Annotated in this window: 15 protein-coding genes; 9 read left to right on the top strand and 6 right to left on the bottom strand. The window is 70.3% G+C overall.

The window, feature by feature from the left end:
• Positions 1–138 precede the first annotated feature (138 nt).
• The 8 genes from galE to VGB75_13480 all read left to right on the top strand — a co-directional run bounded on the left by galE (position 139) and on the right by VGB75_13480 (position 11,922).
• Complete coding sequence (gene galE / locus VGB75_13515; protein ID HEY0168054.1) at positions 139–1,155, top strand: UDP-glucose 4-epimerase GalE; 1,017 nt, start codon at positions 139–141, stop codon at positions 1,153–1,155.
• Positions 1,148–2,302: a galactokinase gene (gene galK, locus VGB75_13510; protein HEY0168053.1), complete on the top strand. Its 1,155-nt coding sequence runs from the start codon at positions 1,148–1,150 to the stop codon at positions 2,300–2,302. Before galE ends, galK begins: the two co-directional genes overlap by 8 nt.
• A gap of 127 nt (positions 2,303–2,429) precedes the next feature.
• The gene (locus VGB75_13505) at positions 2,430–3,761 is read left to right on the top strand and encodes an ABC transporter substrate-binding protein (GenBank protein ID HEY0168052.1); all 1,332 of its coding nucleotides are present in this window, start codon (positions 2,430–2,432) and stop codon (positions 3,759–3,761) included.
• 2 nt (positions 3,762–3,763) lie between these two features.
• Positions 3,764–4,729 carry a sugar ABC transporter permease gene (locus VGB75_13500; GenBank protein HEY0168051.1) on the top strand — a complete coding sequence of 322 codons (966 nt, stop codon included), beginning with the start codon at positions 3,764–3,766 and terminating at the stop codon, positions 4,727–4,729.
• Positions 4,726–5,631 (top strand): carbohydrate ABC transporter permease, encoded by a 906-nt coding sequence (locus VGB75_13495; GenBank protein HEY0168050.1) that lies wholly within the window; start codon positions 4,726–4,728, stop codon positions 5,629–5,631. Before VGB75_13500 ends, VGB75_13495 begins: the two co-directional genes overlap by 4 nt.
• A gap of 44 nt (positions 5,632–5,675) precedes the next feature.
• The gene (locus VGB75_13490; protein HEY0168049.1) at positions 5,676–7,700 is read left to right on the top strand and encodes a beta-galactosidase; all 2,025 of its coding nucleotides are present in this window, start codon (positions 5,676–5,678) and stop codon (positions 7,698–7,700) included.
• A gap of 44 nt (positions 7,701–7,744) precedes the next feature.
• Positions 7,745–8,923 carry an exonuclease SbcCD subunit D gene (locus tag VGB75_13485; GenBank protein HEY0168048.1) on the top strand — a complete coding sequence of 393 codons (1,179 nt, stop codon included), beginning with the start codon at positions 7,745–7,747 and terminating at the stop codon, positions 8,921–8,923.
• A gap of 20 nt (positions 8,924–8,943) precedes the next feature.
• Positions 8,944–11,922 carry an SMC family ATPase gene (locus VGB75_13480; GenBank protein HEY0168047.1) on the top strand — a complete coding sequence of 993 codons (2,979 nt, stop codon included), beginning with the start codon at positions 8,944–8,946 and terminating at the stop codon, positions 11,920–11,922.
• A gap of 9 nt (positions 11,923–11,931) precedes the next feature.
• Here the strand turns inward: VGB75_13480 and VGB75_13475 are convergent, their stop codons facing one another.
• Together VGB75_13475 and VGB75_13470 are read right to left on the bottom strand one after the other, a co-directional pair.
• Complete coding sequence (locus VGB75_13475; GenBank protein HEY0168046.1) at positions 11,932–12,726, bottom strand: enoyl-CoA hydratase/isomerase family protein; 795 nt, start codon at positions 12,724–12,726, stop codon at positions 11,932–11,934.
• Between the two features lie 89 nt (positions 12,727–12,815).
• Positions 12,816–14,030, bottom strand: coding sequence for an NADP-dependent isocitrate dehydrogenase (locus VGB75_13470; protein HEY0168045.1), 1,215 nt, complete (start codon positions 14,028–14,030; stop codon positions 12,816–12,818).
• 162 nt (positions 14,031–14,192) lie between these two features.
• Between VGB75_13470 and VGB75_13465 the strand changes: the two genes are divergently transcribed.
• Positions 14,193–15,911, top strand: coding sequence for a DUF885 domain-containing protein (locus tag VGB75_13465; GenBank protein ID HEY0168044.1), 1,719 nt, complete (start codon positions 14,193–14,195; stop codon positions 15,909–15,911).
• Positions 15,912–16,029: 118 nt separating this feature from the next.
• Here VGB75_13465 and VGB75_13460 read toward each other — a convergent pair whose 3' ends face one another.
• Genes VGB75_13460 through VGB75_13445 form a run of 4 tightly spaced genes read right to left on the bottom strand, consistent with a single transcriptional unit; the run spans position 16,030 to position 18,904 of the window.
• Positions 16,030–17,019 carry a malate dehydrogenase gene (locus VGB75_13460; protein HEY0168043.1) on the bottom strand — a complete coding sequence of 330 codons (990 nt, stop codon included), beginning with the start codon at positions 17,017–17,019 and terminating at the stop codon, positions 16,030–16,032.
• 56 nt (positions 17,020–17,075) lie between these two features.
• Complete coding sequence (locus tag VGB75_13455) at positions 17,076–17,363, bottom strand: DUF3017 domain-containing protein (GenBank protein ID HEY0168042.1); 288 nt, start codon at positions 17,361–17,363, stop codon at positions 17,076–17,078.
• 8 nt (positions 17,364–17,371) lie between these two features.
• The gene (locus VGB75_13450; GenBank protein HEY0168041.1) at positions 17,372–18,220 is read right to left on the bottom strand and encodes a bifunctional methylenetetrahydrofolate dehydrogenase/methenyltetrahydrofolate cyclohydrolase; all 849 of its coding nucleotides are present in this window, start codon (positions 18,218–18,220) and stop codon (positions 17,372–17,374) included.
• Between the two features lie 36 nt (positions 18,221–18,256).
• A complete protein-coding gene (locus tag VGB75_13445; GenBank protein ID HEY0168040.1) occupies positions 18,257–18,904 on the bottom strand; it encodes a pentapeptide repeat-containing protein in 648 nt (215 codons plus the stop codon).
• Between the last annotated feature and the right edge of the window lie 5 nt (positions 18,905–18,909).

The following is an 18,909-nucleotide window of genomic DNA, read 5'->3' as shown; positions in this document are numbered from 1 at the left end:
TCTTGTTCCACCTGCGCATCGCCGCGGGCGAGCGCTTCTCGCCCGGCAACTTCTGCGAGTGTAAGGTCGACCGCCACGGCGCCAGACAACGGCGACCAGACAACCGAACATGAGAGCCCAGCCACCATGCGCGTACTCGTGACCGGCGGTGCCGGCTACATCGGAAGCGTCGTCACCGCCGAGCTGCTCGAGGCCGGCCATCAGGTCACCGTGCTGGACGACCTCTCCACCGGCCATGCCGACGCGGTCCCGGCCGGGGCCGATTTCGTCCAAGCGAGCATCACCGAAGCCGACCCGGTGCTGGCGGCTGGGCGGTTCGACGCGGTGGTGCACTTCGCGGCCAAGTCGCTGGTGCCCGAGTCGATGACCGCCCCGCAGCTGTACTGGCAGAACAACACCGTCGGCAGCCTCGCGCTGCTGGAGTCGATGCGCCGCCACGACGTCCGGAGGATCGTGTTCTCCTCCACCGCGGCCACCTACGGCGAGCCGGACACGGTGCCGATCCTGGAGTCCTCCCCCACCCGGCCGACCAACCCCTACGGCGCCAGCAAGCTCGCGGTGGACCACCTGCTGACCAGCTACGCCCGAGCGCACCGGTTCTCCGCGGTCAGCCTGCGCTACTTCAACGTCGCCGGAGCCAGGATCACCCCGCAGGGCTCGCTCGGCGAGCGGCATGCCACCGAGACCCACCTGATCCCGATCGCGCTGCAGGTCGCGGCCGGCCAGCGGGAGCAGCTGCTGGTCAACGGGGTGCACTACCCGACCGCGGACGGCTCCTGCGTCCGCGACTACATCCACGTCCTGGACCTGGCCGACGCCCACCTGCGCGCGCTGGAGCTCGCCAGTCGCGAGCCGGCCGGCGACGGCGGCGGCGGCGGCAGTCATCTGATCTGCAACCTCGGCTCGGGCTCGGGCTCCTCGGTGCGCGAGGTGATCGAGTCGGTGCGACGGATCACCGGGCGCCCGACGCCGGCGGTGGACGCGCCCAACCGCCCCGGCGACCCTGCGGTGCTGATCGCCTCCAACGACAAGGCCGCGGCAGTCCTGGGCTGGCGGCCCACCCGGGACCTGGACCAGATGGTCTCCGACGCCTGGGACTTCTTCCAGCAGCTGCGCCCCGAGCTCACCGATCCGAGAGGTGATGGCGATGTCTAGCACGTCCGAGTCCCCTGCTGTCGAGCAGACAGCCGAGCTGGTCGAGTGCGCCTGGCGCGCGCCCGGCCGGGTCAACCTGATCGGCGAGCACACCGATTACAACGAGGGCTTCTGCCTGCCGATGGCGATTCCGCAGGGCTGCACCGCCACGGTGTCCCCGCTGGCCGAACCGGTGCTGGAGATCATCTCCGTCCAGCGCGAGGCCCCGGTGGAGCTCGCCCTGGACGAGCTGGCGCCGGGCGCGCTGGCCGAAGAGGACCAGTGGGCCGGCTATGCCGCCGGGGTGGCCTGGGCGCTGCGCGAGCGCGGCCACCAGGTGCCGGGGTTGTCGATCACGGTCGACGGCGACGTTCCCTCCGGGGCAGGGTTGTCCTCCTCGGCGGCGCTGGAGTGCTCGGTCGCCGGGGCGCTCAACGACCACCTGGGGCTGGGCCTGGAGCCCTCGGAGCTGGTGGCGGTGGCCAGGCAGGCCGAGAACGACTTCGTCGGCGCCCCGACGGGTGGCATGGACCAACTCGCCTCGATCTTCGGCGAGCGCGGCCGGGTGCTGCTGTGCGACATGCGGACCCTGGCCGTCGAGCCGGTGCCCTTCGACCTGGAGGCGGCTGGGCTCACCCTGCTGGTGATCGACACCAAAGCCCCGCATCAGCTCACCGACGGCCCGTACGGCGAGCGCCGCGAGGCCTGCGCGCAGGCCGCCCGGCTGCTCGGCGTGCCCGCCCTGCGGGATCTGAGCTTAGAAGAGCTCAGCGACGCGATGGACCGGTTGTCGGATGAGACGCTGCGCAAGCGGGCCCGGCACGTGATCACCGAGAACGACCGGACGCTGGCCTGCGCCGACCTGCTGCGCACCGGTCAGCTACGCCAGATCGGGCCGTTGCTGACCGCCTCGCACGCCAGCATGCGCGACGACTTCGAGATCACGGTGCCCGAGGTGGATCTGGCGGTGGAGGTGCTGCTGGCCTTCGGCGCCTTCGGCGCCCGGATGACCGGCGGCGGCTTCGGCGGTTGCGTGATCGGGCTGATGGAGCCGGCTCAGGCCCGGGCGGCCTCGCTGGCGGTGGTGGCCGCGTTCGCGGGGCGCGATTACCCCGAACCCGTCAGCTTCACGGTGACGGCGGCGGTCGGGGCGCATCGGCTCGATTAGTGGCGCTCGTGTGATTTTATCCGCCGCACCGGCAGCGTGCTTGACAGCGGCGGTTACGTTCCGCTGAATGGCGGGTACCGGTGAGTAGCTGACCAGCCTCACGCGAAACCCTCAGCCAGGAGGCACCATGCCAGCGACCCCTTTCCCTTTCCTTCAGCATTCAGGCGAAGGAGGTCCGAGCCGGCGGACGTTGCTCAAGGGCTTCGGCGTGGCGACCGCGGGGATCGCGGCCGCGCCGCTGCTGGCAGCCTGCACCGGTGGGGACAAGCCGTCCTCGGGCGGCAGCGGGGCGACGGCGTCGAAGTCGACCAGCGTCGGCTCCGGCAGCTCCGACGATGTCCCCAAGCGGGCCTACCAGGCGGTCTTCGACGCCTTCAGCAAGCAGTCCGGCGCCACGGTCAAGGTCAACACCGTGCCGCACAACGACTTCCAGAACAACATCAACTCCTACCTCAACGGCAGCCCTGACGACACCTTCACCTGGTTCGCCGGCTATCGGATGCGCTACTACGCGGGCAAGGGCCTGGCCGCGCCGATCGACGACGTCTGGGAGAAGATCGGCGGCAACTTCTCCGAGGCGCTGGCCAACGCCTCGACCGGCGAGGACGGCAAGAAGTACTTCGTCCCCAACTACAACTACCCGTGGGGTTTCTTCTACCGCAAGAGCCTCTGGGACGCCAAGGGCTACCAGGTTCCGGCCACCTTCGACGAGCTCAAGGCGCTCTGCGTCCGGATGCAGAAGGACGGCTTGATTCCGATCGGCTTCGCCGACAAGGACGGCTGGCCGGCGATGGGCACCTTCGACTACCTCAACATGCGCACCAATGGCTACCAGTTCCACATGGACCTGTGCGCCCACAAGGAGTCCTGGGACCAGCCGAAGGTCAAGGACGTCTTCGACTACTGGAAGGCGCTGCTGCCCTATCAGGACAAGGCGGCGCTCGGCGCCACCTGGCAGGAGGCGGCCACCGCGCTGGGCAAGAAGAAGTCCGGCATGTACCTGCTCGGCTCGTTCGTGACCCAGCAGTTCACCGACAAGGCCGTGCTCGCCGACATCGACTTCTTTCCGTTCCCCAGCATGGCGGTCGAGGGCACCGACGCCATCGAGGCGCCGATCGACGGCCTGATGCTGACCAAGCGGGGCGGGGGCAACCAGACCGCCAAGGACCTGCTGGCCTACCTCGGAACCGCCGAAGGCCAGGACGTCTACGCCTCGATCGACACCTCCAACCTGCAGACCGCCAAGGGCGCCGACACCTCCAAGTACACCCCGTTGAACAAGAAATGCGCCGACGCGATCGCCAACGCCAAGCACATCAGCCAGTTCTTCGACCGGGACGCGCTGCCGGCGATGGCCAACAACGTGCTGCTGCCGGCCCTGCAGGGCTTTCTGAAGAACGGCGACATCGACATCAAGGGTCTTGAGGCGCAGGCCAAGAGTCTGTACGCGGCCCAGTAGCCGTGACCGATCTGCCGCTGGTCGCCGCGCCGCCCACGACCGCTCCGGCGCCCTCGCCGACGGTCGCGGGCCGGCGCCGTCGGGTGCGCCGGCTGTCGGGCCGGGACAAACTGGTGCTCGGCGTCATGGTCGGCGTGCCGACCTTGCTGCAGGCGGTGCTGATCTGGATTCCCACGCTGCTGTCGGTCTATCTGTCCTTCACCCGATGGGACGGCCTGGCGCTGTCTGACATCCGTCCCGCCGGCCTGGCGAACTACCGCTACGTCACCCAGGACTACCCGCCGTTCTGGCTGGCCGTGCGGCACAACGTCATCTGGCTGCTGTTCCTGGCAGTGGTGGCCACTCCGCTGGGCCTGCTGCTGGCGGTGCTGCTGGACCAGCGGATCCGCGGCAGCCGGCTCTACCAGAGCATCTTCTTCACGCCGGTGATGCTCTCGCTGGTGCTGGTCGGGATCATCTGGCAGTTGATGTACCAGCGCAATGACGGCCTGGTCAATCACCTGCTGGGCACCGCCGGGACCTCGGGCGCGGTGGACTGGTTCGGCGATTCCAGCGTCAACCTGTGGGCGGCGCTGGTGGCCGCCACCTGGCGGCATGCCGGCTACATCATGGTGCTCTACCTGGCCGGGCTCAAAGGGGTCGACCCGTCGTTGAAGGAGGCCGCCGCCATCGACGGCGCCTCGGCCAGGCAAACCTTCTTCCAGGTGGTGTTCCCGGCGATGCGCCCCATCAACATCGTGGTGGTGGTCATCACCGTCATCGAGGCGCTGCGGGCCTTCGACATCGTCTACGTCATCAACCGAGGCACCAACGGCCTGGAGCTGATCAGCGCGCTGGTCATCCAGAACCTGGTCGGCGAGGGCCAGGTGATCGGGGTCGGCTCGGCGCTGGCGGTCCTGTTGCTGGTGATCTCGCTGGCGCCGATCGTCTTCTACCTGGTCCGGACGTTCCGCGGGGCGCAGCGGTGAGCGCCGCCGTCAACGAGCCCGCTCTGGACGCGGGCCGGACCCGGCGGGCCCGGGGCCCGCGCCACCCCGGCACTCACCTGTTCCTCATCGCGATGTCGGTGCTGTGGCTGATCCCCCTGTTGTGGACGGTCTTCACCGCGCTGCGGCCCAAGGCGGCCGTCGACGCGCACGGCTACTGGAGCCTGCGGGGCAGCTTCAACCTCGACAACTTCAGCACCGCCTGGGAGCGGGCCGGCCTGCAGACCTACTTCGTGAACTCCCTGATCATCACGGTGCCGGCGGTGCTGCTGACGATCATGCTCGCCTCGATGATGGCCTTCGCCGTGAGCCGGTTCCGGTGGCGCTTCAACGTCACCCTGCTGATCATGTTCACCGCCGGCAACCTGCTGCCGCCGCAGGTGCTGGCCGCTCCGCTCTACGCGATGTTCAAGCACACCACGCTGCCCTACTCGATCAGTGACTCGGGCAGCCTGCTCAACACCTACTACGGCGTGATCGCCGTGGACGTGGCGTTCCAGGTCGGCTTCTGCACCTTCGTGCTGTCCAACTACATGAAGGCGCTGCCGGAGGACCTCACCGAGGCGGCGCTGGTCGACGGCGCCAGTGTCTGGCGGCAGTACCGCGCCATCATCCTGCCGCTGTGCCGGCCGGCGCTGGCGGCGCTTGGCACTCTGGAAGTCATCTGGATCTACAACGACTTCTTCTGGCCACTGCTGTTCATCCAGAGCGGCGACCGGCTGCCGATCACCACCGGCATCAAGAACCTGCAGGGTGACTTCCTCTCCGACTACAACCTGATCGCCGCCGGCGCCACGATCACTGTCATACCGACCCTGGTGGTGTATCTGTTGTTGCAACGGCAGTTCATCGCCGGACTGACGCTCGGCGCGAGCAAGGGCTGAGAAGCTGCCCGCTTCGCCTCGTGCCTGGTGGAAAGGATTGCCCTGTGGCGCTCAACGGCATCGGACAGGTCACGGCGGGGCTGTCGGCTGACGGCCGTCCGGCGCTGGCCTTCGGCGGTGACTACAACCCGGAGCAGTGGCCCGAAGCGATGTGGGCTGAGGACGTCGCCCTGATGCGCGAAGCCGGTGTGAACCTGGTCAGCGTCGCGATCTTCAGCTGGGCGCTGCTGGAACCGGCCGAGGGCCGCTACGAGTTCGGGTGGCTGGACCGCGTGCTGGAGCTGCTGCACAGCAACGGGATCCGGGTGGACCTGGCCAATGCCAGCGCCTCGCCACCGCCCTGGTTCTCCCACCGCTATCCCCAGTCGTTGCCGGTGACCGCCGAGGGGGTGCGGCTCAGCTACGGCTCCCGGCAGGCGTTCTGCCCGTCCAGCCCGGACTACCGGCGGGCTGCCGGCGCGCTGACCCGTGCGCTGGCAGAGCGCTACGGCCAGCACCCGGCGGTGCTGATGTGGCACGTGCACAACGAGTACGGCTGCCACAACGCCCACTGCTACTGCGACGTCTCAGCCGTGGCGTTCCGGGACTGGCTGCGGCAGCGCTACAGCACCCTGGACGAGCTCAACGACGCCTGGGGCACCGCCTTCTGGTCCCAGCGCTATTCGGACTGGAACCAGATCCTGCCGCCGCGGCGGTCGGGAACCTGGGTCAACCCCACCCAGCAGCTGGACTTCTGGCGCTTCTCCTCCGACGAGCTGCTGGAGTGCTTCAAGGCCGAGGCGGCCATCCTGCGAGCGCACTCCGACCGGCCCGTCACCACCAACTTCATGTCCTTCTTCAAGCCGCTGGACTACTTCCAGTGGGCGCGCGAGCTGGACCTGGTCTCCAACGACCACTACCTGATCGTCGATGACCCCGATCCGGCCGAGGAGCTGTCGATGGCCGCGGACCTGATGCGAGGCCTGGCCGGCGGCTCGCCCTGGCTGCTGATGGAGCACTCCACCTCGGCGGTCAACTGGCAACCCCGCAACCGGGCCAAGGCGCCGGGTGAGATGACGCGCAACTCGCTGCAGCACATCGCCCGGGGCTCGGACGGGGCGCTGTTCTTCCAGTGGCGGGCCTCGGCGGCAGGCGCGGAGAAATACCACTCCGCCCTCGTGCCGCACGCCGGCCGGGACTCCCGGCGCTGGGCTGAGGTCCTCGAGCTCGGCGGCGTCCTGGCCCGCCTGGGCGAGCTGGCCGGCAGCGTGGTGGAGCCGGCCGAGGTGGCGATCCTGCACGACTGGCAGTCGCGCTGGGCCGCCGAGCTCGACTCCCACCCGTCGGTGGACCTCAGCCCGATGGCCGGCGCCCGGCAGCTGTACTCAGCGCTGTGGCGATCAGGGGTGCGCTGTGACTTCACGCACCCCCGCGCGGACTTCAGTGGCTACCGGGTGCTGCTGGCGCCGCACCTGTACCTGCTCTCAGCCGAGCACGCGCGGGCGTTGACCGCCTTCGTCGAGGCCGGCGGCACCGTGCTGGTCACCTACTTCTCCGGCATCGTCGACGAGCGTGACCACCTTCACCTGGGCGGTTACCCCGGCGCGCTGCGCGAGCTGCTCGGCATCCGGATGGAGGAGTTCTACCCGTTGCTGGCGGGGGAATCAGCGCCGCTGACCGAGTACGGCAGCGGCGCGATCTGGTCTGAGCTCGGCCGGACCGAAGGCGCTGAGCAGCTGGCCGGCTACGCCGAGGGCCCGGTGGCCGGCTCGCCGGCGATCACCCGTCACAGCGTCGGCGCGGGTCAGGCCTGGTACCTGGGCACCACGCTGTCCGACGACCACCTCGGCGACCTGCTGTCGGAGATACTGGCCCAGGCCGGCGTGCGAGCGCTGCTGCCGGGCCTGCCGCCGGGAGTCGAGGTGGTGGTGCGCCGGGCGGCCACGGGCGCCCGGTTCACCTTCGTGCTCAACCACACCGGCGAACCGGTGTCGGTCGAGCTCGACGGGACCGAACTGGTGACAGGCGAGGAGGCGAGCCGGGCGTTGCTGGTGCCGGCCGGAGCTGTGCGGGTCGTCCGTGGCGGCTGAGTCGTTGCGCGATTCTGTCGGTGACCGCTTGTAACTTTCTTCGTATGCGGTTCCTGCACACCTCCGACTGGCATCTGGGCCGCACGCTGCACGGCGTCGACCTGCTCGATGCCCAGGCAGACGTGCTGAACCAGATCTGCCGGCTGGTGGCCGAGCCACCCGACGGCGTGCCGGTCGAGGCGGTGCTGATCGCCGGAGACGTCTATGACCGAGCGGTGCCGCCGGTCGAGGCGGTCGCGTTGTTCGCCAGCACGCTGGCCGAGTTGATCAAGCACAGCACGGTGATCGTCACGGCCGGCAACCACGACTCGGCGATCCGGCTGGGTTTCGGCGCCGAGCTGTTCACCGAGCGGCTGCGGGTGCGCACCGACCTGGCGTCGATCGGCTCGCCGGTGCTGCTGTCCGACCAGGATGGCGAGGTGGCCGTCTACCCGCTGCCCTACCTTGATCCCGACGCCGCCCGGGTGGCGCTGGCGCCGCCGGGCCACCCGCTGGAGCGCTCACACCAGGCCGTCATGACGGCCGCGATGCGACGGGTCCGCAACGACCTGGCCAGCCGGCCGTCGACCACCCGGTCGGTCGTCCTCGCGCACGCTTTCGTGGTCGGTGGCCAGCCGAGTGAGAGCGAGCGCTCGATCGTGGTCGGCGGCGTCGACAGCGTCGCGGCCGGCGCCTTCGACGGCGTGGACTACGTCGCGCTCGGTCATCTGCACGGCGCCCAGCAGCCGCGCGGCTCCTCCGGCGTCCTGCTGCGCTACTCCGGCTCGCCGTTGCGGTACTCCTTCTCCGAGGCCGGCCACACCAAGTCGGTCTCGTTGGTGGACCTGCGACCGGGCGAGCCGGTCCGGGTCACCGCGGCGCCGCTGCGCCAACCCCGCGCGATGGCGGAGCTGGCCGGCGAGCTGGCCGAATTGCTGGACGATGACCGCCATGTCGAGGACTGGGTGCAGGTGACGGTCACCGACCGGTCCCGGCCTGACCGGTTGTTCGACCGGGTGAAGTCCCACTTCCCGCATGTCCTGCAGGTGCTGCACTCCCCGGCCGGCGCCCGGCCGGGCAGCGACCACGCCCCGGCGACCGCGCTCGCCGTGACCCCCCGCCAGCTCGGCGCGGACTTCATCTCCCACGTCACCGGGCTCGAGGCGTCAGCCGGCGAACTCGAGCTGTTCGAGCTGGCCTACCAGAGCGCCCACGCTGGCCAGTCGCACTCGGGCGGTGGGTGATGCGACTGCACCGGCTCGCCATGACCGCGATCGGCCCGTTCAACACCCGGGTCGAGATCGACTTCAGCCGGTTCGGCGACAGCGGGCTGTTCCTGCTCGAAGGCCCGACCGGCTCGGGCAAGACCACCGTGCTCGACGGGATCAGCTTCGCCCTGTACGGCAAGCTCGCCCAGAGGTCAGCGACCGCCGAGCGGTTGAAGTCCCATCACGCGCCGGCCGACGCCGAGCCGGTGGTGGAGTTGATCTTCGAGACCCAGAGCGGGCTGTACCGCATCCGGCGCACTCCGAGTCATCAGCGCCCGAAGAAGCGCGGCGCCGGCAGCACCCCGGTGCACATGAGCGTCAAACTCTGGCGGCTGGGCTCACTGGACCAACCTGACGGCGGCGTGCTGCTGTCGGCCAACCTCGGCGACGCCGAAGACGAGATCACCCGCGCGGTGGGCCTGACCCATGCCCAGTTCGTGCAGACCGTGCTGCTGCCGCAGGGCGAGTTCGCGAACTTCCTGCAGGCCAGCACCAACGACAAACGCGCCTTGCTGCAAAGGCTGTTCGGAACCGAGTCGCTGGCCCGCGCCCAGGACGCGCTGGTCGAGGGCCGTCGTGCGGCCGAGCAGCGCCGCGCGGCGGCTGCCGCGACGATGGACAAGGCAGTCCACGCGCTCGCTGGCGCCACCGGCCTGGCCGAGGACCTGCTGGGCGAGCTGGCCGGTCACTGCCAGGGCGGTGACTGCGCTGCTGTCACCAGCCTGCTGGACGGGGTGCGCGAGAGTCTGCGAGAGACCGTGTCAGCCGCCACCGAACGGCAGGCCGACGCGACCGCGGCGCGGTCGCGGTCCTCGGCCAGGCTTCAGCAGGCTCAGGACCTGGCTGCCCGGCGAGCGCTGCGCGAGCGGCTGCGGGCCGAGCAGCAGCGGCTGCTGGCCGGCGGCGGTGAGCACCAGGCCGCTTGCGCCGAGCTGGCCGCGGCCGAACGCGCGCTGCTGGTGCTGCCCGCCGCCGAGGCGCTGGCCATCGCCGGCAACCGGTTCGAGCAGGCCGAGCAGGCGGTCACCGCCGCGCGGGCCAAGCTCGCGCCAGCCCTGCGCCAGCTGCCGGAGTCCGGCCTGCGCGCCGCCGCCGCCAGCGCTCAGACCAGGTTGGGCGAGCTGGCCGAGGGGCTTCGCCGCGAACGCCGGCTGGCAGCCTCGCGAGCCGACTACTCCCGGCTCGAGCAGCAGCTCGCAGCGCAGCTCGAACACCGCCAGCAGACAGCGGCACGGCTGGGCGACCTGCCCGCCCGGCAGGCCCGGCTGACCGAGGACCGCAACCAGGCCGCGGTGGCGGCCAACCGGCTGGCCGACCTGAGCGCCGAGCGCGACCGGGCCCAGACCCGGTTGCTCGCCGCCCGGCAGGCGGTGGCCGCGGCGAAGCTGGCGGCTGAGAACCAGCAGCTGGCTCAGGAGCTCTTCGACGCCGCCGAGGGCCAGCGCGCGCGGCTGGACACCCTGCAGGTCAGCTGGCGGGCCAGCATCGCCAGCGAGCTGGGAATGGCTCTGCAGAGCGGTCAGGAGTGCGTCGTGTGCGGCTCGGTCGAGCACCCCCGACCGGCGCGCCCCGCCCACGGCCATGTCAGTCGGGAGCAGGTCAACTCCGCCGAGGACGAGCTGCGCCGGTTGAACACCGAGGTCGAGACCCGCCGCGCCGAACTGGCCGAGCAGCGAGCCGAGCTGGTCGAGCTGCAGATCAGGGCAGAGCAACTCAGCCCAGAGCGCGCGAAGGCCAAACTCGACCAGGCCACCGCGGGGCTGGCAGCAGCCCAGGCCGCCGCTGATCGGCAGCGGGGCCTGCATCAGGAGCTGGCCGAGATCGCCGCCCAGCTCACCGCGCTGACCGAGCAGCTTCAGCAGGCGGCGGTGGCCGAGACCAAGCTCACCGAGCGCCGCGACGCGCTGTCGGCCAGCATCGCCGAGGACGACCTGGCAGTCGCCGAGGCCCGGAACGGCCATCCCAGCGTGGCCGACCAGGTCGCGGCGCTGAGCGCCGAGGTGGCGCTGCTCGACGACGCGGCCGCCGCCAGCTCGGCCGCGGCCACCGCCCTGGACGTTGAGGCCGAGGCCCGTGAGCGATTTCAGACCGCGCTGGCCGCCGCCGAGTTCGACGAGCTGGCCGCCTGGGAACGGGCCCGGCGCAGCAGCTCCGAGCTGGCCGAGCTGCGAGCGCGGATCCGCGGCTACCAGCAGCGGCTCGACGAGGTCGGCGGGCAGCTGTCCGCCGCTGAGCTCATCGACCCGCGGCTCGACGAGCCGCCGGCTGACCTCAGCGAGCTCAGTGAGCAAGCACGGTTGGCAGAGGCGGCCGAGACAGCAGCCGCCGCCGAGCACGGCGCCGCCGCCAGCAGGCTCGCCGAGGCCCTCAGACACGCCGAACGGCTCGAGGCCTCGGTCCGGCGCGGCGCCCGGGTGCTGGCTGAGACCGCCGCGGCCATCCGGGTCGGCAACCTCGTGGCCGGGCTCGGCGACAACCAGCTGAAGATGGAGCTCACGACCTACGTGCTGGTGCGCCGGTTCGCCGAGATCGTCAGCGCCGCCAACTCGCAGTTACACCGGATCTCCGGCGGCCGCTACGAGCTGGAGCACACCACGGCACGCACCGGAAACTCCCGCTCGGGCCTGGGCCTGCGAATCCTGGACCTGCACACCGGGCGGGCCCGCGACCCCGGCACCCTGTCCGGCGGCGAGACGTTCTACGTGTCGCTGGCGCTGGCGCTGGGGCTGGCCGACATCGTGCGTGCCGAGTCCGGCGGCGTGGACCTGGGGACGCTCCTGATCGACGAGGGTTTCGGCAGCCTGGACCCGGACGTGCTGGACCAGGTGCTGGCAGTGCTCGACAGCTTGCGTGAGGGCGGCCGCGCGGTGGGGGTGGTCAGCCACGTCGAAGAAGTCAAGCGCCGGATCGCCGACCAGATCCAGGTGCGGCCCAACCCCGACGGCTCATCCCGGCTGCTCAGCACTGTCGGCTGAGCGGCCGCCTCAGCGCGTGTCGGGCTCGGCCGGTCCAGGGCGCCAGCCGAAGACCGGCTGCCGGCGGGCCAGGAACGCCCGCGGCCCCTCGACGCCGTCGGGACTGAGCCGCCAACTAGCCGCCCAGCGGTCGAACGCGGCGTCGGCGTCGCCGCCGTCGGCGATCAGGTTGACCAGCTCCTTGCCGGCGAACTGCGTCATCGGCGCCAGCGGCAGGATCGCGGTCACCAGCTCGGCCACCGCCGCGTCGAGCTCGCCCGGTTCGACCACCTGCTCGACCAGCCCGATCCGCAGCGCCTGCGCCGCGTCGATCGCCTGCGCGGTGAAGATCAGCCGCTTGGCCGCCGCCGGGCCGACCAGTTCGACCAGCGCGCGGGTGGAGCCGACCGAATAGATCACCCCCAGCCTGGCCGGCGGCACGGCGAAGCTGGCGCTGCTGTCGGCGACCCGCAGGTCGCACGCCACCGCGATCTGGTTGCCTCCCCCGAAGCAGTGCCCGCTGATCTTGGCGATGCTCGGCATCGCCAGGTCGCGCAGCGCGCGCTCGGCCGTCTCCACGACCTGCTTCAACACCGCCTCGTCCTCAGACAGCGAGCTGATGTCGGCGCCGGCGCAGAAGGACGGCCCGACGCCGGTCACCACCAGCACCCGCAGCCGAGGGTCGGCGTCCAGCTCGGCGCAGATCTCGGCCAGCTCTCGCCACATCGCCACCGTCAGAGCGTTGCGCTTGGCCGGCCGGTTGATGCTCAGCGTCGCGACCGGCCCGTCGATGGACACCAGCAGATCCTGACCCGGCCGGCTCATCTGGCTCCTCGGCGTCTTCGGCGGCCTCTCAGCCCGCTCATCTCAACCGGCCCGCCGCACCTCAAGCAGGGGCCGGCTCGCGGTGCTGGCTAGGCCATCGCCTTCTTGAGGTTCTCGTCGATCGCGGCGAGGAAGTCCTCGGTGGTCAGCCACGGGGTGTCCTTGGAGATCAGCAGCGCGAGGTCCTTGGTCATCTGGCCGGACTCGACAGTCTCGACGCAGACCCGCTCCAGCGTCTCGGCGAAGGCGGTCACCTCAGGGGTGTTGTCCAGCTTGCCGCGGTGGGCCAAGCCCCGCGTCCAGGCGAAGATCGAGGCGATCGGGTTGGTCGAGGTGGGCTGGCCCTTCTGGTGCTGGCGGTAGTGCCGGGTCACCGTGCCGTGCGCCGCCTCGGCCTCGACGGTCTTGCCGTCCGGAGTGGCCAGCACCGAGGTCATCAGGCCGAGCGAGCCGAAGCCCTGCGCGACGATGTCGGACTGCACGTCGCCGTCGTAGTTCTTGCACGCCCAGACATAGCCGCCCTCCCACTTCAGCGCGGCCGCGACCATGTCGTCGATGAGCCGGTGCTCGTAGGTCAGGCCCGCGGCCTCGAAGTCGGCCTTGAACTCGGACTCGAAGATCTCGGCGAAGATGTCCTTGAACCGGCCGTCGTACTTCTTCAGGATGGTGTTCTTGGTCGACAGGTACACCGGGTAGTTGCGCTGCAGGCCGTAGTTCAGCGAGGCCCGCGCGAAGTCGCGGATGGACTCGTCCAGGTTGTACATCGCCAGCGCGACGCCGCCGCCGGGGAACTCGAAGACGTTCAGCTCGGTCGGCTCACCGCCGTCCTTGGGCGTGAAGGTCAGCGTCAGGGTGCCCTCGCCGGGAACGACCAGGTCAGTGGCCCGGTACTGGTCTCCGAAGGCGTGGCGGCCGACCACGATGGGCTTGGTCCAGCCCGGCACCAGCCGGGGCACGTTGGACATGATGATCGGCTCGCGGAAGATCACGCCGCCCAGGATGTTGCGGATGGTGCCGTTGGGCGAGCGCCACATCTGCTTGAGGCCGAACTCCTCGACCCGGGCCTCGTCGGGGGTGATGGTGGCGCACTTGACGCCGACCCCGTGCCGCTTGATCGCCTCGGCCGCTTCGATGGTGACCTGGTCGTCGGTGGCGTCGCGGTGCTCGATGCCGAGGTCGTAGTAATCGAGGTTGACATCCAGGTACGGATGGATCAGCCGGTCCTTGATGAACTGCCAGATGATCCTGGTCATCTCATCGCCGTCCAGCTCGACGACGGTACCTACCACCTTGATCTTCGACATCGATCGCCTCTCGAGTGTGCGGGCGCCCGCACCGGGAGACCCCGGTGGCGCTGCTTGTGACCGAAGTTTAGGCGATCGGCCCGCTCCTCAATCCGGCCACCGGCCCTGAGGCGGCGCCGGGCAGCTTGGCCACCGTCCGAACCGGGCACTAGGTTGCCAATCATGACTTCCCCCTCCGCGACCGGCGCTCCGACCGCCGACGGTAAAGCTCGTGCCCGCACTGACGTGGACGCACTCGCCGAACGTCACCTCGACGCCCAACTCGAGCTCGACCCGCTGGCGGCCACCTTCATCGGCGCGCCGGGCTTCGACGACCGGATGCCCGACCTGTCCCCAGCGGGGCTGCAGGCCAGGGCCGAGCTGAACCAGCGGACCCTGCGCGAGCTGAGCCAGGCCAGCCCGGTGGACGACACCGACAAGGTGACCATCGCCGCGATGACCGAACGGCTGGAGGTCGAGAAGGACCTGCACGAGCTCGGGATGCCTTTGTGGGAGCTGAACAACATCGCCAGCCCGGTGCAGAACCTGCGCGACGTCTTCGACCTCATGCCGACCGGCTCTGCCGAGGAATGGTCACAGATCGCCACCCGGCTCAGTGCCCTGCCGGCCGCGATCGAGGGTTACCTGGAGTCGCTGCGGCTGGCCGCCAGCCGCGGTGACGTCGCGCCGCGCCGGCAGGTCCAGGCCTGCATCACCCAATGCGAAGGCAACCTCGGCGCCGACAGCTTCTTCACCGGCTTCGTCGCCGGCGCGGCAGAGGGCCCGACGCCCATTCCGCAGGCGCTGCAGGCCGACCTGGACCGGGGCGCGCACGCCGCCCAGGCCGGTTACCAGCGGCTGCGCGACTTTCTCGCCGACGAGCTGCTCGAGCAGGCGCCGACCGCCGACGCCATCGGCGCGGAGCGTTACGCGGTGCTCTCACGCCAGTTCCTGGGCGCGTCGGTCGACCTGGAGGAGACCTACGCCTGGGGTCTGGCGGAGGTGGCCCGGATCCAAGGGCTGATGGTCGAGACCGCCGACCAGATCAAGTCCGGCGCCACGGTGGCCGAGGCGATCGCCATCCTGGACGCCGACCCGGTCCGCAAGCTGCGCGGCACCGACCAGCTGCAGGCCTGGATGCAGGAACGCTCCGACGCCGCGATCGAGGCCCTGGCCGGCAGCCACTTCGAGATCTCCGAGCAGCTGCGCCGGCTGGAATGCCGGATCGCGCCCACCCACACCGGCGTCATCTACTACTCCGGTCCCTCCGAGGACTTCTCCCGTCCCGGCCGGATGTGGTGGTCGGTGCCGCCCGGCGTCACCGAGTTCGCCACCTGGCGGGAGCTGACCACCGTCTATCACGAGGGGGTGCCGGGCCATCATCTGCAGATCGCCCGGGCGGTGGAGGTCAAGGACCTGCTCAACCGCTGGCGCCGGCTGGCGTCCTGGGTGTCCGGGCACGGCGAGGGCTGGGCGCTGTACGCCGAGTGGCTGATGGCTGACCTGGGCTTCATGGACGACCCTGGCAACCGGTTGGGGCTGCTGGACGGCCAGTCACTGCGGGCGGCCCGGGTGGTGATCGACATCGGCGTGCACTGCGACCTGCCGGCGCCGGCAGAGGTCGGTGGCGGTTCGTGGACCTATGACAAGGCGTGGCAGTTCCTGAACAGTCACGCCAACATGGCGCCGGAGTTCCTGCGCTACGAGCTGGAGCGTTACCTGGGCTGGCCGGGACAGGCGCCGTCGTACAAGATCGGCGAGCGGCTCTGGCTGCAGCTGCGCGATGAGACCCGCGCCCGTGAAGGCGCGGACTTCGACCTCAAGGCCTTCCACCGCCGGGCGCTGGATCTGGGCGGCCTGGGCCTGGACATCCTGCGCCAGGCGGTGCTCAAGGAGCTGTGAGCTAGTTTCCGGCCGTTGTGGCAGCTGCTGTCGGCCGGCGAATGGACACCACAAACGAAGAGGCCCGCCGGAGGAATTCCTCCGGCGGGCCTCTTCGGTCAGGCTAGGCGGCGGGGACTCAGATCAGGCCCAGTTCGGTGACGGCGTCGCGCTCACTGACCAGCTCGGCGACCGAGGCGTCGATCCGTGACCGGGAGAACTCGTCGATCTCGATGCCCTGCACGATCTGCCAGCTGCCGTTCACCGAGACAGCGGGGAAGCCGGCGATCAGGCCTTCGGGAATGCCGTACGAGCCGTCGGAGACCATGCCCACCGAGGTCCAGTCTCCCTCGGCGGTGCCGTTGACCCAGTCATAGACGTGGTCGATCGCCGCGTTGGCAGCCGAGGCGGCCGAGCTGGCGCCGCGGGCTTCGATGATCGCCGCGCCGCGCTTGGCGACCGTCGGGATGAACTGGCTCTCTATCCAGGCCTGGTCTGCCACCAATTCGGCGGCGTTCTTTCCGGCCACCTCGGCCTGCCGGATGTCGGGGTACTGGGTCGCCGAGTGGTTGCCCCAGACCGTGAGCTTGCGGATCTCGCCCACCGAGCTGCCGGTCTTCTTCGCCAGCTGGCTCAGCGCCCGGTTGTGATCCAGGCGCATCATCGCGGTGAAGCGGTCCTTGCCGACGTCCGGCGCGTGCGAGGCGGCGATCAGGGCGTTGGTGTTCGCGGGGTTTCCCACCACCAGCACCCGGACGTCGGAGGCGGCGCCGGCGTTGATGGCCTCACCCTGGGGCTTGAAGATCCCACCGTTGGCCGTGAGCAGGTCGCCGCGCTCCATGCCGGCGGTGCGCGGCCGCGCGCCGACCAGCAGGGCCACGTTCACGCCGTCGAAAGCGGTGCGGGGGTCATCGGTGATGTCGATGCCGGCCAGCAGCGGAAAGGCGCAGTCATCGAGCTCCATCGCGGTGCCCTCGGCAGCCTTGAGCGCCGGGGCGATCTCGAGCAGGCGGAGCCGCACCGGCACGTCAGGACCGAGCAGTTGCCCGGCCGCGATCCGGAACAGCAGGCTGTAGCCGATCTGACCGGCGGCGCCGGTGACGGTCACATTCACGGGAGTTTTCGTCATGGCCGCGACCTTACCGCGCGAGCTGTGGGCGGTTGTCGCGAGCCGTCGGCGCCACGTCAGCGCTGGGGCAGCGCCACCGCGACCGCGAAGGTGAACACGGCCAGACCCCAGTAACACGCGACGTCGAAGGCCCTTCGGCGCACCCGAAGCAGGCCGGCCTGCTCGTTGGTCAGGATCAGCCGGAAGAAGCCGGCCACCAGCATTCCGACGGTCAGGCCGCCGACCGCGCGCAGCCAGTGCTGGGGCGCCAGCGCCACCGACAGCACGGCGATCAGCTCGATGAGCAGCACCAGCGCGAACGGGATCTCTTTGAGATCCCGGCCGGTGAACCAACTTCTCAGCACCCCGGCGCTCAGCTCGCGGCCAGCCGCTCGGCGGCAGTCACCACATTGCCCAGCAGCATCGCCCGGGTCATCGGACCGACCCCACCCGGGTTCGGGGCCAGATAGCCGGCCACCTCGGCCACCTCGGCTGCCACGTCACCGGCGATCTTGCCGTCCACCCGGCTGACGCCGACGTCCAGGACGGCAGCCCCGGGCTTGACCATCTCAGCGGTGATCAGGCCGGGCACCCCAGCGGCTGCGACGACGATGTCGGCCTGGCGCACCTGCGCGGCGAGATCGGTGGTGCCGGTGTGGCACAGCGTCACTGTGGCGTTCTCCGAGCGGCGGGTCAGCAGCAGGCCCAACGGCCGGCCCACCGTCAGGCCCCGGCCGATGACCACCGCGTGCGCGCCTGCGATCGGCACGTCATAGCGGCGCAGCAGCTCGATGACGCCCAGCGGGGTGCACGGCAACGGGCCCGGCTGGCCGAGCACCAGCGAGCCGAGGTTGAGCGGGTGCAACCCGTCCACGTCCTTGTCCGGATCGACCCGGCTGAGGATCGCGAACTCGTCGAGCCCGGTGGGCTGCTGGATCAGGAACGCGGTGCAGGACGGATCGGCGTTGAGCTCATCCACCACGGCCAGCACCTCGGCCAGGCCGGCAGTCGCGGGCAGCTCGCGCTGGATGCTGGCGATCCCGATCTCGGCGCAGTCGCGGTGCTTGGCTGAGACGTACCACCTGCTGCCCGGATTATCGCCGACCAGCACCGTCCCCAGGCCCGGCACGACGCCACGCTCGGCGAGCGCGGCGATGCGTTGCTGGAGCTCGGCCTTGATGCTCGCCAGGGTCGCCTTGCCGTCCAGGATCGTCGCCGTCACCTGGCACATCTTGCCAGCCCGCCAGGCGGGAGGGTCTCAGCCGATCCGGACTCCGAGGTACTGGGCGAAGGCCAGGGCCTGCTCGACCTCGACCCGGGCGCCGGTGAGGTCGACGATCCTGGGGTCCAGCCCCTCGATCATCGCCCCGCGCAGATCGGCGTCACGCAACGACGCCTGCCCCCAGCGCAGGCCGCGCAGGTCGGCCCGGCGCAGCACGCAGCGGTCCAGCTTGGCGCCGGTGAGGTTGGCGTCCACCAGCTTGACGTCGCTGAAGTCGAGCTCGCGCAGGTCCGCGCCACCCAGTGACACCGCGGTCCAGTCGCCGCCGGCGACGGTGGCCGAGCGCAGCGGCGCGTCGGCGAAGACCGAACCGGTCAGCTTGCACTCGATCAGGCTGGCGCCGTTGAACCGGGTCCGGTCGAACGAGCACGCCACGAAGGCGGTGCGCAGGTGCGAGGAGCCGTTGAGCTCGGCCCGGTCGAAGCTGCAGTCGGTGAAGCTGCAGGCCTCGGTGCTGAGCTCGTCCAGAGACGCCTCGTCGAACCGGCACCGGGTGAACCGCAGTCGCCGCAGCGACAGCTCCCGCAGGTCGGTGCCGACGAAGTCCTCGTCGGCGATCTCCGGCCCGCCGGCCAGCACCTCGGCGAACCAGGCCGGCAGCGGGTGATCGCCACGCTCACTCATCGCCA

The organism is Jatrophihabitans sp. (assembly GCA_036399055.1).
GTDB lineage: Bacteria > Actinomycetota > Actinomycetes > Mycobacteriales > Jatrophihabitantaceae > Jatrophihabitans_A.
This window is presented reverse-complemented; position numbering and strand designations above follow the sequence as displayed.